This is a genomic window from Robertmurraya kyonggiensis (assembly GCF_005116465.1).
Classification (GTDB): Bacteria; Bacillota; Bacilli; order Bacillales; family Cytobacillaceae; genus Robertmurraya; species Robertmurraya kyonggiensis.
Genome location: NZ_SWBM01000001.1, coordinates 733121 through 748370, shown reverse-complemented (window position 1 = coordinate 748370; position 15250 = coordinate 733121). Strand labels below are relative to the sequence as shown.

The 15250-nt window shown below is 38.6% G+C and carries 15 protein-coding genes and 1 pseudogene; all 16 read right to left on the bottom strand.

Annotated elements, in window-relative coordinates:
* Window positions 1-2046: a chemotaxis protein CheA gene (locus FA727_RS03740; protein ID WP_136829376.1), complete on the bottom strand. Its 2046-nt coding sequence runs from the start codon at window positions 2044-2046 to the stop codon at window positions 1-3.
* Between the two features lie 77 nt (window positions 2047-2123).
* Window positions 2124-3218 carry a protein-glutamate methylesterase/protein-glutamine glutaminase gene (locus FA727_RS03735; RefSeq protein WP_136829375.1) on the bottom strand — a complete coding sequence of 365 codons (1095 nt, stop codon included), beginning with the start codon at window positions 3216-3218 and terminating at the stop codon, window positions 2124-2126.
* 11 nt (window positions 3219-3229) lie between these two features.
* Window positions 3230-4096: a MinD/ParA family protein gene (locus FA727_RS03730; RefSeq protein ID WP_136829374.1), complete on the bottom strand. Its 867-nt coding sequence runs from the start codon at window positions 4094-4096 to the stop codon at window positions 3230-3232.
* Entirely contained in the window at window positions 4093-5262 is a 1170-nt protein-coding gene (flhF, locus tag FA727_RS03725) for a flagellar biosynthesis GTPase FlhF (RefSeq protein WP_136829373.1), read from the bottom strand. Before flhF ends, FA727_RS03730 begins: the two co-directional genes overlap by 4 nt.
* Window positions 5259-7298, bottom strand: a pseudogene (gene flhA, locus FA727_RS03720) (flagellar biosynthesis protein FlhA). The gene flhF and the pseudogene flhA overlap by 4 nt, the downstream one beginning before the upstream one ends.
* Window positions 7299-7391: 93 nt before the next feature.
* Window positions 7392-8474: a flagellar biosynthesis protein FlhB gene (gene flhB, locus FA727_RS03715; RefSeq protein WP_136829372.1), complete on the bottom strand. Its 1083-nt coding sequence runs from the start codon at window positions 8472-8474 to the stop codon at window positions 7392-7394.
* Window positions 8475-9251 carry a flagellar biosynthetic protein FliR gene (gene fliR / locus FA727_RS03710; RefSeq protein WP_136829371.1) on the bottom strand — a complete coding sequence of 259 codons (777 nt, stop codon included), beginning with the start codon at window positions 9249-9251 and terminating at the stop codon, window positions 8475-8477.
* A gap of 4 nt (window positions 9252-9255) precedes the next feature.
* Window positions 9256-9525: a flagellar biosynthesis protein FliQ gene (gene fliQ, locus FA727_RS03705; RefSeq protein ID WP_136829370.1), complete on the bottom strand. Its 270-nt coding sequence runs from the start codon at window positions 9523-9525 to the stop codon at window positions 9256-9258.
* A 14-nt stretch (window positions 9526-9539) separates the two neighbouring features.
* Window positions 9540-10205, bottom strand: a complete 666-nt coding sequence (fliP, locus tag FA727_RS03700) for a flagellar type III secretion system pore protein FliP (protein WP_136829369.1) — start codon at window positions 10203-10205, stop codon at window positions 9540-9542.
* Window positions 10202-10876, bottom strand: coding sequence for a flagellar biosynthetic protein FliO (locus tag FA727_RS03695; protein WP_246041678.1), 675 nt, complete (start codon window positions 10874-10876; stop codon window positions 10202-10204). The genes fliP and FA727_RS03695 overlap by 4 nt, the downstream gene beginning before the upstream one ends.
* Before the next feature lie 81 nt (window positions 10877-10957).
* Complete coding sequence (locus tag FA727_RS03690; RefSeq protein ID WP_136829368.1) at window positions 10958-11320, bottom strand: response regulator; 363 nt, start codon at window positions 11318-11320, stop codon at window positions 10958-10960.
* A gap of 19 nt (window positions 11321-11339) precedes the next feature.
* Window positions 11340-12605: a flagellar motor switch phosphatase FliY gene (gene fliY / locus FA727_RS03685; protein WP_136829367.1), complete on the bottom strand. Its 1266-nt coding sequence runs from the start codon at window positions 12603-12605 to the stop codon at window positions 11340-11342.
* Window positions 12595-13593 carry a flagellar motor switch protein FliM gene (gene fliM, locus FA727_RS03680; protein ID WP_136829366.1) on the bottom strand — a complete coding sequence of 333 codons (999 nt, stop codon included), beginning with the start codon at window positions 13591-13593 and terminating at the stop codon, window positions 12595-12597. Before fliM ends, fliY begins: the two co-directional genes overlap by 11 nt.
* Before the next feature lie 45 nt (window positions 13594-13638).
* Window positions 13639-14067: a flagellar basal body-associated protein FliL gene (gene fliL / locus FA727_RS03675; RefSeq protein WP_136829365.1), complete on the bottom strand. Its 429-nt coding sequence runs from the start codon at window positions 14065-14067 to the stop codon at window positions 13639-13641.
* Window positions 14057-14278, bottom strand: a complete 222-nt coding sequence (locus FA727_RS03670) for a flagellar FlbD family protein (RefSeq protein ID WP_136829364.1) — start codon at window positions 14276-14278, stop codon at window positions 14057-14059. The genes fliL and FA727_RS03670 overlap by 11 nt, the downstream gene beginning before the upstream one ends.
* 52 nt (window positions 14279-14330) lie before the next feature.
* Complete coding sequence (flgG, locus tag FA727_RS03665; protein ID WP_136829363.1) at window positions 14331-15212, bottom strand: flagellar basal body rod protein FlgG; 882 nt, start codon at window positions 15210-15212, stop codon at window positions 14331-14333.
* Window positions 15213-15250: the final 38 nt, after the last annotated feature.

The window sequence follows — 15250 nt, the reverse complement described above, 5'->3', positions numbered from 1 at the left end:
TTATTTTATCAAGGCATTACAATCAACGATTAATGCTACTTGTCCATCACCAAGAATGGTTGCACCAGAAATCGCAAAAACATTTTGTAAATAGTTTCCAAGTGATTTAAGAACGACTTCTTGCTGACCAATAAAGGAGTCAACGACTAGTCCAGCCATCTTGTCACCTTTTCTGACGATGACAACAGAATAGAAATCATCTTCTTCGCCTTGTGAAGGAACCTCAAAGATATCCTTTAGGAATAAAAGTGGAACTACTTTTCCACGGAAATCAATCACTTTTTGATTGTGTGCGTTTAAAATTTCATTCTTTTTCACGATCGCTGTTTCGATAATCGATGAAAGCGGAACAGCGAATTTCTCTTTTGCAATTTCCACGAGCATGACAGAAATAATCGATAATGTAAGTGGTAATTGAATAGAGAAGGTTGAACCCTTTCCTTCTTTCGAATCGATTGAAATGGATCCTCCGAGTGACTCGATTGTGTTTTTCACGACATCGAGACCAACTCCACGACCAGATACATCAGAGATCTTATCAGCTGTAGAGAATCCAGAAGCGAAAATTAAATCGAATACTTCTTTATCCGATAAAGTCGCTGCTGTTTGTTCAGAAATGATTCCATTTTTAATTGCCTTTTCAAGTACCTTACGACGATTGATACCTGCTCCATCATCATCGATTTCAATAAATACGTGATTTCCACTATGGAATGCTTTAAGAACAACGGATCCCTCTTCGTTCTTTCCATTTGCTTTACGCACTTCTGGTGTTTCTAAGCCATGATCCAATGCATTTCGAATTAGATGAACAAGTGGGTCTCCAATTTCATCGATTACAGTACGATCTAATTCTGTCTCTGCGCCAATGATTTCAAGATTCACTTTCTTACCAAGATCTCGGGCAAGCTGACGTACCATTCTTGGGAATCTATTGAATACCGTTTCAACAGGTACCATTCTCATATTTAAAATAATATTTTGTAGGTCTCCTGTAATTCTCGACATTCTTTCAACAGTCTCATGAAGCTCTTGGTTTTTTAAGTCATTGGAAATCTGTTCTAATCTTCCACGGTCAATGACAAGCTCTTCAAACAGGTTTAATAATATATCTAGTCTTTCAATATTGACACGGATCGTTTTATTGTTTGGTTGTTTCGTTGTTGAACTAGTAGTTGTAACTTTCTTTTCCTCTTCTGAAGTCTCAACATTAGATGGCTTCGCAACTTCATCAACAATTACTTCTTCCACTACTTCCTCTTGATTACTTCTGTTCCCATCAAGAGAAATTGGGGCAATTTCAACCTTCTCAACTTCAGATACTTTCATGACCATTTTCTGCAAGTCTTCTTGAGATTCCTTAGAAACAATAGATACAGTAAATTCTTGATCAAATTGTTCTTCCTCTAATTGGTCTACAGATGGAGTTGATTTAATAACTTCTGCAACCTTCTCTAGCACTTCAAATACCATGTAGACTCTTGCAGCTTTTAATAGGCAATCTTCTCTTAAGCCGATCGTAATTTCAAACGCTTCGAAACCTTGTTCTTTAGATTGTTGTAGAACTGTATATTCAAATTCATCATAATTACTCTTTGCTTTTGCTGATACAGGTGCGGTAGCGGTAGCAGCCACTTCTAATTTAGCAGTTGCTTTAGAAGGGCTTTCACCCTTTTCAATTAATTTAAGTTTTTCGACTACTTCTTTTACATCTCTCTTACCATCTCCACCATCTGCAATCGAGAATACCATTGCTTCCAAATCATCGGTAGCTTGAAAAACAACATCTAATAGTTCAGGTGAAACTGATAGTTTATGATTGCGGATAGCATCTAGTACGTTTTCCATTTGGTGAGTCAAGCTTGCTAAATCCTCATAACCCATTGTTGCAGACATACCTTTTAATGTATGTGCAGAACGAAAAATATCGTTCACAATGTTCAAATCCTCTGGATTTTTTTCTAAGTCCAAAAGTCTTTCATTACAACTCTGTAGATGCTCTTTGCTTTCTTCTATAAAGACTTCTAAATATTGGTTCATTTCCATTTGTCTTACCCCCCTCGACTTGTAAAGAGGTTCAAAAAGTCCGAGAAAATACTTTTTCGTGACTTTTTGAACACACTCTATATATATCTCAAAATTGTTTCAGCAATTTTTTCTACATTTTGAACTTCGTCAACTAATTTTGTTGCTGCGGCTGCCTTAGGCATTCCGTAAACAATGGATGTCTCTTGAGATTCTGCAATAGCTGTGACTACCCCAGTTTTCTTTAATTCGATTAGTCCTTGTGAACCATCAGAACCCATTCCAGTCATAATCACTGCAATTTTCGAGTACGTTTTGATATCGCTAATCGATTCAAACATGACATCAACTGATGGTCTATGACCACCTCTTGGTGGAGTAACATCATCTAATTGGATTTTTAAGCTTGTCCCCATTTCCTTGACAGTTAAGTGGAACCCCCCCGGAGCAATATAGATTGTCCCTCTTTCAGCAATTTCTCCATCGACCGCTTCTTTTACAATACATTCTGAGAGAGAATTAAGTCTTTCTGCTAGGCTTTTTGTAAAGCCAGCCGGCATATGCTGCACGATAAATACTGGTACATCTATATTTTTTGGAAGTCTCGTTACAACTTGCTGCAATGCTCTAGGGCCACCAGTCGATGTTCCTATACAGATAAGCTTTTTTGAAATAGTTTTTTCACGGGTCCCAGATAATGGTCCCTTTCGTTCTATTTTACTACATTCCTCAGAAGGTGGAATAGTTCTTTTTACACAATCGTCGTTTGAATCCTTTGATAGCTGGGTTAAATTCGCCTTACTAGCAGAAATTACCTTTTGAATTAACTCTTCTTTTACTTTATAAAGATCTAGAGAAATTGCTCCAGATGGTTTTGCAATAAAATCAATAGCACCCAAAGCCATAGCTTGGATAGTATTTTCCGCACCTTGCTTTGTCGTACTAGAGAGCATTAATACTGGTACTGGGTGCTCATTCATTATCTTTTTGAGCGCTTCTATACCATTTAGTACTGGCATTTCCACGTCCATGGTGACAACATCCGGACTCAATGTCTTGATTTTTTTTAGGGCGTCTTCCCCATTTCTAGCTGTGCTTATTACTTCTATGGACGGATGCTCTGATAAAAAGTCTTGTATCAGTTTTCTCATGAATGCTGAATCATCGACAATAAGCACTTTAATTTTTTGCATGACGGGTAGCACTACCTTTCAAAGAGAAATTGCTTCAACTTTGAAACAAAATGAAAAGTTCTTGCTGGTTGAAGTTCTGTGAAATTATGTTTCTCATACATGTCGACAATTTGTATAAGGGCTTTCGACGCTGCCGATTTTTCATTTATAACAAATGGAACTTGCTTCTTTACCGCCGCCGGGATAGCTCGATCATCAGGAATCATTCCTAATGGCTTTACTTCTCTATCTAAAAATCTTCTAGCAACCATCTTTAGTCGGTTGAATGTTTGAACTCCATCCTCTTCAGAAAGTGCTCGATTCACAACGATTAAGAATGGGACTTGTTCATTTAGCATATGAATATGCTTTAACATCGAGTAAGCATCCGTTACAGATGTTGGTTCAGGTGTCGTTACTAAAATGATTTCATCGACCGATAGAATAAAGTGAAGAGACTCTTCTGTTACACCTGCACCCATATCAAAAATGACATATTCGTAATATTCGAAAAGCGCCGATAGTTCCTCTGTAAATTTATTCATTAATCGCTCTTCTACCTTAAAAAGACGACTGAGTCCTGTTCCCCCAGCAATATAGTGAAGGCCATTGGGTCCTTCTGTGACAATATCCTTTAAAGATTCTTGTTCATCAAAAAAATCAACGATGCTATATTGTGAACTATTTCCTAATAGAATGTCGATATTACCCATTCCTACATCCATATCAAATAGTAACACTTTATGACCCTTCTTAGATAAAGTAATGGCAAAGTTTAACGAAAAGTTCGATTTTCCTACTCCACCTTTTCCACTAACAACGGCTAATGTTTTGGCTATCATCGGTTTTTGTTCTTTTTGAAGTAACTTTTTTCTTAATGCCTCAGCTTGGTCTTTCATTTCGTTTCATCCCCAAGAATCAGATTGGTAATCACGTCTGCTGATGCTGCCACCTTATCGTCTGGGACATTTTGTCCATTAGTTAAATAAGCTGCTCCAATTCGATACTTGTCAATCATGTTGTACATCGCACCGTACGATGAAGTTTCGTCCATTTTTGTAAAAATGAATTGGTTAATTGCAATGCTTGAAAACTGTTTATAGATTTCTTCCATATCATTCTGTTTTGAAGTTAAAGAAAGTACAAGGAAGGTTTCCATGTCATTGTCATAATCAAGAATTTGCTTCAATTCTACCACGTATTGTTCGTTTCGAAAATTTCTCCCTGCAGTGTCAATTAGAACAACATCATAATCTTTAAAGGATTCGCAGGCTTTTCTAAAGTCATCGAGGTTATAACAAACCTCTAAAGGAATAGCCAATATTTTTGCATATATCTTTAACTGTTCGATCGCCGCAATTCGATATGTATCAGTCGTAATGAGAGCGACCTTTTTATGGAATTTAAGAATCGAATCCGCCGCTATTTTTGCTAAGGTAGTCGTCTTCCCAACACCAGTTGGACCAACTACGTTAACATATTTTTTCGCAAACGATATGTCTCCATATGGCAGACCAGAGATTCGTTCCTTCATCAAATCCTTGCACCACGCTTTTACCTCTTCCTCAGAGGATACAGCACCAACGGTATACCATTTTTCTAACAATACAGACATTAATTCTTCACGGATATATGGTTCAATTTCTTGCTTTTTGAGCTCACGACTTAGGTCATCCAAAGGTCCAGGGTAGGACATCCCACCTTGACCTGTTGCGCTCATGTTTTTCACCATTGCCTTCAACTCTGCTAACTCATTGAGTAAATCTCCAGATGGACGATCTAGTCTATTTTCTGGAGTGCTGATCACCTGAGGCTTAGCGATTGGAGGATTTTTCACAGGTTGAGAAATCGGAGCTAACTTCGGCTTCTCTTTCACCTTTGGCTCCATTTTCCCTACCTGATCCATAGCAGCAATCACTTCGATGTTCTTTTTTCTAAAAAAACCGAGAAAACCACCGGTATAGACGATTTTTGAATTTAAAATGACCGCGTCATTTCCTAATTCAGTACGAATTTGTTTCATCGCTTCTGGCATGGAGGATGCCACGTATTTTTTTACCTTCAATCTATGTTCACCACCCCTACGCTTTGTACTTCAACATTGGCCTCTAGCTCGTTATAGGACAAAATCGGAATTTGTGGAAAGTAACGCTCTGTTAATTGACGGATATACATTCTCACAGCCGGTGAACATAACACAATCGGTGTTTGTTCCATTAAAGAAAGCTGCTCAACTTGATTCGCAATCGATTCAAGGATAGTTTGTGACACACTTGGATCAATGGAAAGATAATTTCCGTGTTCCGTTGTTTGTACACCATCAGCAATGATTTTCTCCACTTTTCCAGAGACTGTGACAACCTTTAGGGTTTGTCCATTTGAGCTATATTGATTTGTAATCTGACGCGCTAACGCCTGACGGGTGTATTCAGTCAATAAGTCTGTATCAGAAGTCACTTTACCGAAGTCAGCCAAGGTTTCAAAAATAATAGGTAGATTTCGTATTGAAACATTTTCGCGTAAGAGCTTGCCAAGCACTTTCTGTACTTCTCCAACAGAAAGAGGATTTGGTGTAACTTCCTCTACTAAAATTGGATAACTTTCTTTCACATGGTCAATCAGTTGCTTTGTTTCTTGTCGACCGAGAAGCTCATAAGCATTCGCTTTTATGACCTCTGTGATGTGAGTGGATACAACGGAAGGTGGATCGACGACTGTATAGCCAAATATTTCAGCCTGCTCCTTCATTCCTTCGGTAATCCACTTAGCTGGCAGGCCAAAGGATGGCTCAACTGTATCAATTCCTTCGATCGAATCATCCTCAACTCCAGGGCTCATGGCTAGATAATGATCGAGTAGTAACTCTCCCCTTGCCATTTCATTCCCTTTGATTTTAAGTCGATATTCATTTGGTTGAAGCTGAATATTGTCTCGAATACGTACAACTGGAATGACGAGTCCAAGCTCAATCGCAAGCTGTCTTCTAATCATGACAATTCTGTCTAATAAATCCCCGCCTTGATTTGAGTCTGCTAAAGGAATTAATCCATAGCCAAATTCAAACTCAATTGGGTCAACATTTAGGAGACTAACGACGCTTTCAGGACTTTTCATTTCATCTGCCTGAGTTTGTTCATCTAGCTCTTCCAGTGGTTCTTTTTCTTCTACAGGAGTTCTGGACATTTTATATCCAGCAAAAATGAGTAAACCACCAACTGGTAATGTAATGACGATCCCAATTGGTGTTAATAAACCTAATACGATGATTGTTCCGCCTGTAACGTACATCATTTTTGGCTGAGCAAGAAGCTGTTTTGAAATATCCTGTGACAAGCTTCCATCTGATGCACCTGCTCTTGTTACGACAATACCTGTAGCAGTAGAGATTAATAAGGCTGGGATTTGGCTAACTAGCCCATCACCTACTGTTAACAATGAAAATCTTGTTGCAGCTTCTGCTAAAGGAAGTCCGAGCTGTACAGCACCTATGACAATCCCGAAGACAAGGTTTATGAGTGTAATGATGATACCAGCAATGGCGTCACCTTTAACGAATTTACTGGCACCATCCATAGAGCCATAGAAATCAGCTTCACTACTAACCTTCTCACGTCGTTTTCGGGCTTCCTGCTCTGAAATCATACCGGCATTTCAGTCCGCATCAATACTCATTTGTTTCCCTGGCATTGCATCTAATGTAAAACGTGCCGCTACTTCAGAAACACGTTCTGAACCTTTTGTAATAACGATGAAGTTTATGATTACCAAGATAAAGAATACAACTAATCCGACAACGATATTTCCACCGATTACGAAGGAGCCAAAGGTTTCTACTACTCCACCACCCTCTCCTGTAGAAAGGATCGCACGAGTTGTCGATACATTCAGTCCTAATCGAAACAACGTTACTAATAATAGAAGCGAGGGAAAGACTGAAAATTGTAGTGGTTCATTGATATTCATTGATATTAAAAGAATCAGTAATGCTATTGCGATATTTACGATAATAAGCAAGCTCAATAACCATGTTGGTAATGGGATTATGAGCATCGCCACTATTAAAATAACCGCAAGCAATACAGATAAATCTTTCGCTTTCATGATGTTCCCCCTATCAAGATTGCATCTCTACAACACAACCCCTAAAACTAAACCGGTCTTTAGAATATCCGGCAAATAATTAATCATGGTGATTTAGATTTTGTTCTTCGTGCGATAGACATACGCTAAAATTTCTGCTACCGCTTTGAAAAATTCCTCTGGGATGACATCCCCAATTTCCGCCTGGCTATACAAGGCACGCGCTAATGGTCGATTTTCCACCATTATGACTTCATTTTCCTTGGCGATAAGTTTTATCTTCTGTGCCATAAAATCAACACCCTTTGCTACAACAAAAGGGGCATCCAATTTATGCTCATCGTACTTTAACGCAATGGCATAATGGGTAGGGTTTGTAATGACGACGTCGGCATTCGGAATTTCTTGCATCATCCGCCTCATCGCCATTTCCCGTTGACGTTGTTTAATTTTAGATTTGATTAACGGGTCCCCTTCGATGTTCTTATGCTCATCTTTTATATCTTGTTTTGACATTCGAATATTTTTTTCGAAATCATATTTTTGATATAAATAATCGAGTACTGCTAAGAAAATGAGAAGCACACAAGCGATTAATCCCATTTGCACCGTTAAATTCGCGATCGTAGCAAGACTTGCACCAACCGACTTTTGCGCAAGAATTAGGATTTCTTCTTTCCGCATCCAAAGGACCGAAAACGTTGCAACACTTACTAGAACAATTTTTAATATCGATTTTAGTAACTCAATAATCGCCCTCATCGAAAAGATTCTTTTAAATCCTTTGATTGGGTCTAATTTTTCCAATTTAGGCTGAATTGACTCTGTTGAGAACAAAAATCCAAATTGCATATAATTGGCTATCACTCCGGCAAGCATAGCAACAACCATGATTGGAGCAAGTACAAAGACTAACTCTTCAAGAATATCGAGAAAAATCATTTGTACATTTTTTTCGGTGAGGTCCATGCCAATGTATTCCTGATAGGAATGACGAAATATATTCAATAAGGAAGTATAAAAATAATTACCGGCAAACATTAGGACGAGAAATACAGCAAGCAATACGATCGCTGTATTTATGTCCTGACTTTTGGCAACCTGTCCTTTTTTTCTACTATCTTGACGCTTTTTTGGTGTTGCCTTTTCTGTTTTCTCTCCAGCAAAAAATTGTAAATTTAATCTTACGAAATCCATTTATGAACCTCCAATTAGATCCATAAGGCCTCTCATTGTCACCAGCATTTGTTCAAAAACTTGCGAGACAACTCCCATCATTACCCCGATAACGGCAATAATGATGATGAAGCTTACGCCGATTTTTATTGGTAGCCCCACAACGAATACATTTAGTTGAGGTACTGTGCGAGCTACAATTCCTAAGGCCACATCGACTAAAAACAAACTTCCAACAACCGGAATAGACATTTGCAAGGCAATCATGAACATATAACTGAATGCTTTTAATACGAAGATTACAATTTCTTCATCACCAAAAGAAATCCACGGTTGATCAATCGGTATAAATTCATAGCTATGATAAACACCATCTAAAAGTAGATGATGACCATTTACACTAAGTAAGAAAAGTAAGCTAACCATATAAAAGTATTGACCGGTTAGAGGACTTTGAGCACCAGTTTGTGGGTCGATTACGTTTGCAATCGCGAAGCCCATTTGAAAATCAATGAATCCCCCAGCAATTTGAATGGCTGAAAGAATTAAGTAAGCAATAAAACCGACTAATAGGCCGACAAGAGCTTCTTTCATGATTAATAAAAAGTATGCACCGTTTATTTCAAGAACCGGTGCATCGATCGTATAGAACATAATCCAAGCAAGAAAGAAACCAAATCCTAGCTTATGCGTTGCCGGAATCGTTCGATACGAAAAGAAAGGCATCATCAAGAAAAAGGATGTTACTCGAACAAATATTAATAAAAACGCAGGAAATTCTGGAACCATATCTAGCATATATTCATCCCACAAACCTAGTTAAATTAGAGAATATCTCATTGGCATAGGAGAGCATATGACTCAGCATCCACTTTCCAAAGAAGACAATTCCTAATAAAACTGAAACAATTTTTGGAACAAACGCCAGTGTCTGCTCTTGGATTTGAGTGGTCGCCTGAAAAATACTAATAATCAATCCGACAACTAATGCCAGTACCAACAATGGGCCGCTGACCAATAGTACCACCCATATCCCTTGCTCTGCGATTGAGATTACACTTTCTGGAGTCATACATTTTCACCTGCTTAAAAGCTATCTAATAGGGATTTCACAACTAAATACCATCCGTCTACGAGGACAAAGAGCAAAATTTTAAATGGCAATGAAATCATAACTGGCGGTAACATCATCATCCCCATCGACATTAGGATACTAGCAACCACCATATCAATGACAAGAAACGGAATAAAGATCATGAAGCCAATTTGAAACGCCGTTTTAATTTCACTAATGGCGAAGGCCGGAACTAATGTCGTTAATGGAATGTCCGCAATGGACTCAGGACGTTCAGCCTTTGTATATTCTAAGAATAAAGCTAAATCCTTTTGCCTCGTATTTGCACTCATAAATTCCTTAAGCGGCATCGATGCCCGCTCATACGCTTCATCAAGCGTAATCTCCTCATTAAACAAGGGGGTTAACGCTTCTTTATTAACCTCCTGAAATGTAGGAGCCATAATGAAAAAAGTTAAAAATAAAGATAAGCCAATGATTACTTGGTTAGGTGGCATTTGCTGTGTGGCAAGCGCCGTTCTGACAAAGGAAAGAACGATAACAATTCTAGTGAAAGAAGTCATTAAAACCAAGATGCTCGGAGCTAAGGACATTACGGTCAGAAGCAACATTAGCTTCACAGATGTTGATACGTTAGCGGGGTCGCTTGTGTTAAAAAACTCCATAAACTCATTCATCTTTCGTCTGGCCCTTTCTTCTCCATTTCATCATATAACTTCTTACGTTCCTTTGAAATCTTATCTAATTGTGATTTCAGGAGGGAAGAAAATGAACTATTTTCTTTTTCCTTCTCGAATACATTTAGAGATTTTGTTCTTTGAAGAACCTTTGTCACAATATCGCTTGGGCTTATGAGCTGCTCCATTTTGTTGTTATAATCCTCGATGATTTGACGAACTTCTTCTTCGTCTTCAATTTCTTTTAACAGCTGAATATTTTCTCCTACACCGACCACAAGAACTCGTTCCCCAACTTTAATCATTTGCACAGAGCGGTTTGCACCAAGAGGCGCTCCTCCAATGTTTTGAATCAATTGAGAATCTTTATAGCCATGGCTTTTCTTATTGATATACTTCAGCAGAAAGTAAAGAAGTGCAATCACAAAGATCGTTGCAAAAATCATCTTTATGACATCCCAGGCTGTTATCCCCACAGTTGTATTTTCCTGAGCAGTGACATCATCTGTCTCTTTTTCAGGCGTTTGCTTTGTCTCGTTGTTTTTATCTGCTGGCTCCTCAAACAAATCCTTTACGCTATCTTCTGGTTCTGCATAGACTTTTATATCTGCGCAAATAAGGACAACAAATAAGAGTAGCATCACCTTGATGATTTTATGTATCTTTTGCAACTGGGTACACCTCTGACATAAGTATTTTTTCCTGTCATGCTTATAAGAAGGATTAGGCGGCTAAAAGCCGCCATTATAACCTTAACCTAATGTTTTTGAAATAGCTTCAATAACACGATCCGCTTGGAATGGTTTTACGATAAAATCTTTTGCCCCTGCTTGGATAGCATCAATAACCATTGCTTGCTTTCCCATAGCTGAACACATAATAACCTTCGCATTTGGATTAATTTTCTTAATTTCTTTTAATGCAGTAATCCCGTCCATCTCTGGCATCGTGATGTCCATTGTTACAAGGTCTGGGTTAGTTTCTTGATATTTTTCTACTGCTTGAGCTCCATCAGCTGCTTCACCAACAACCTCAAAACCATTTTTTGTTAAAATATCCTTAATCATCATTCGCATGAATGCAGCATCATCTACGATTAAAATTTTGTGTGCCATTAATGTCTTCCCCCAATATTTATCTAAGTTTATTTAGTCGATCACTTTGACTAATGATGTCAGTTACACGAACACCAAAGTTCTCGTCTATAACTACAACTTCTCCCTTAGCAATCAGACGGTTATTTACTAGAATATCCACTGGCTCACCTGCTAATTTATCTAGTTCAATAATGGAACCAGGTGAAAGCTCTAGGATTTCTTTAACTGATCTTTTTGTACGTCCAAGTTCAACCGTTACTTGAAGTGGAATATCAAGCAACATATTCAGATTTTTAGATTCTGATTCCTGTAGCGGGTACTGTTCAAAGCTTGAGAAAACAGCTGGTTGAACATTCGGTTGTGCCCCTTGAGTAAATTGGGAACCAAAATGCTGCGGTCCAGGCGCTTGGTAAACAGGTGCTTGTGAATTTTGTTGCCAATTTCCTTGGTTTACCGGTGCATCATATTGCGGCATTGAAGGTTGTTGTACTCCCATAGGCGCTGCCTGATTTGTAGGCACTGCCTGATTTGAAGGTGCGGCTTGTGCTTGTGGCTGCGGGCTTGGTTCTGCAACCATTGTATCCACAGCTGGAGCTGCCGAACTACTTGAATCCTTAGGGTCTAATAATTCTGCCACTAGATCCTTAGCGAATTCTAACGGAACAAGCTGCATGATGTTTGAATCAATTAGCGTTCCAACTTTAAGTCTGAACGAAACCTTAACAAGCATGTCTTCGCTCGGAATTTTTTCAGTTCCTGCCCCGTGTGGAACATCTAAAACATCAATCGTCGGTGGCGAGATATCCACCCTTTTACTAAAAATAGTAGACATCGATGTAGCTGAAGATCCCATCATTTGATTCATTGCTTCTTGAACTGCACTTAATTGGATTTCACCCATTAAATCAGCCGGGTTTAAACCATCTCCACCCAACATTAAGTCAGCAATAATCGCTGCATCCTCTTGCATAATGACAAGCAAGTTCGTGCCGGAAAAACCTTCAGTATATTTAACTTGGATGGCCACATATGGATGTGGAAATTCATCCTTTAACCTTTGTTTCGGTATGACAGAAACCGTTGGTGTTGTAATATCGACTTTTTGATTAAGCAAAGTAGAAAGAGCTGTTGCAGAGCTTCCAAATGAGATGTTTCCGATCTCTCCAAGAGCATCCTGTTCCATTGACGAGAGGTAATCTTCTACATTGATATCTTCTGCTTCATTCGTCTCTATTTCACTGTCATCTGTGCCTCTTAGTAGAGCATCGATTTCATCTTGAGAGAGCATATCACTACTCACCATCGTCGTCTCCCCCCTTCAATGTTTCAAGTACTTGTACAGCGACTTTTTTGTTTAATTTTCCTGGTTGTCCCACAAACTTAGGAACATCGCCAACTTTGATTGTTAATGGCTGTTCAATTAGTTGATTGAGTTCTATCACATCGCCAACATCAAGCATTAAGAAATCTTGAATGGAGATTTCAGAACCACCTAACTCAACAGCAACCGGAATATCCGCTTGTTTAAGACGCTTTTCCAATGCGGCAATTTCCAGAGGTTCTCTATCCTTCTTGTCTGTTTGCATCCAATAATGAACGGATAGCTTTGGAATAATTGGTTCTAGAACGACATGTGGGATACAAATATTGATCATCCCTGAAGTCTCACCAATTGTCGTATTTAATGAAATGACCACAACGGTTTCATTCGGTGAAACCATTTGTAAAAACTGAGGATTCACTTCAAAATCAGCTAGCATTGGGTCAATATCTACGACGTTTGCCCAGGCCTCCCGTAAATTTTCAAAGGAGCGCTCAAACGTGCTCGCCATGATTTTCGTTTCAATTTCCGTTAAGTTCTCTACTTTGTTGATACTAGAGCCCTTACCACCCATCATTCGATCCATCATCGCGTACGCAATGTTCGGATTGACTTCCATTAAAATTCTTCCATCCAACGGAGGTACATCATAAACATTTAAGATCGTCATTTTTGGAATCGAACGGATAAATTCTTCATATGGAATTTGGTCAGCAGATGCCACAGAAATTTGCACATATGTTCTTAATTGTGCTGAAAAAAATGTCGTCAGTAATCGGGCGAAATTTTCATGTATTCTTGTTAAGCTCCGGATCTGATCCTTTGAGAATCTTAACGCTCTCTTAAAATCGTACACCTTGACCTTTTTCTCAACTGTTTCTTTCTTGAGCTCATCTGCATCCATTTCTCCTGTGGAAATCGCAGATAACAAGGCATCAATTTCACTTTGCGATAAAACTTCTCCAGACATGAATCCTCACCTCCAGTACTTATAAATCTTATTGGTTTGGTAACATTATTGGAGGAGTGAACCTGTAATATAAACTTTCTCCACTTTACCTTCCTGCATCAATTCATTGATCTTATCCTTCAGTTCAGATTCAAGTTTAGTTTGCCCTTCACTGCCCTGAATTTGTTCACTTGTTTTCTCGGATAAGGAAAGAATGATGATGTTCTTTACTTGGAAGTCCCTTTTTTCTAATTCTTCCTTAGCTTTCTTACTATCTGTCTCTATTTTAAATGAGATTCGAATTAAATCATTTCCAGCTAAGTTTGTTGTGATTTCCGGAATATCGACAGAAGCTTCAATGACTTCATCGATTGTTGGTCCTTCAGCTTTTTCAGTACCTGTAACCTTCAACACAACGACAACTGCAACAGCACCTACAAGGGTTATCGCAATTAGGATGATTAACATTATCATAACAAGTTTATTATTTTTCATGCTCTGCCCCCTCCAACTGTTGAAGTCCGATTAGGTTAACAGTTTGATAGAATTTCGTAACTAACTGTACTACTTGGTCCTTTGATTCCTTGACCACGTATTTATTCCCGTTTGAAAGGGTAATCGTCGTATCCGGAAAAGACTCAATTGTTTCGATATAGATAGCATTAATAATAAATGACTTTCCATTTAATCTAGTAACATTAATCACGGTTATTTTCAGGACTGAAGACTCATCACTTCAGTCCTGTCCCTCCCTTAACCTATCGTTTTAAATTAACTAGCTCTTGCAGAATTTCATCAGATGTTGTGATAATACGAGTGTTTGCTTGGAAACCACGTTGCGCCACAATCATTTCAGTGAATTCTTCAGAAAGGTCTACGTTTGACATTTCTAGAGCACCAGCAACAACTGAACCTGCTCCGTCTTCTTTTGGTGCTGCATCTGTAGCTTGTCCTGAGTTTGCAGATGCTTTGAATAAGTTTTGACCAACTTTTTCAAGACCTTCATTATTATCAAACTTCGCAATAATCACTTGTCCTGCAAGTTTAATTTGTCCATCTTCTACATATTGGACTTCCCCTTTGTCAGAAATGCTATAGCTTTCAGCAGATGAAGGAATTTGCATTCTAGTGTATTTTGTATAATCGATAGTGTCTGGTGTAACATTTCCCGCTGCATCAGTTGTTCCTTCTGTTACTGCATATCCTTGAAGATATAATCCATCTGAGTTAACAAGGAAACCCTCTTCGTCTAAATAGAAGTTACCCGCTCTTGTAAAACTTTTATCTAACTCGTTAAATGGGACATCTCCAGCTCCTGGATTCGGTGCTACCACAAAATACCCGTCTCCAGAAATCGCTAGGTCAAGTCCACGACCTGTTGTTTGAAGACTTCCTTGCGTGTGGATTGTATCAATTGCAGCTAATGTTGAACCAAGTCCTACTTGCTTTGCATTCACCCCACCAAGAGTTGCTGATGGAGAGCTTGCTCCAGCTACTGTTTGAGAAATCATATCTTTAAAGTTCACGCGACCTTTTTTGAAACCGAAAGTATTTACGTTAGCAATATTATTTCCGATTACATCTAATTTTGTTTGGAAGTTTTTCATTCCGCTAATACCTGAGTACATTGAGCGTAACATATTAAGAACTTCTCCTTTCGTTATAAGCTGCTTCAATC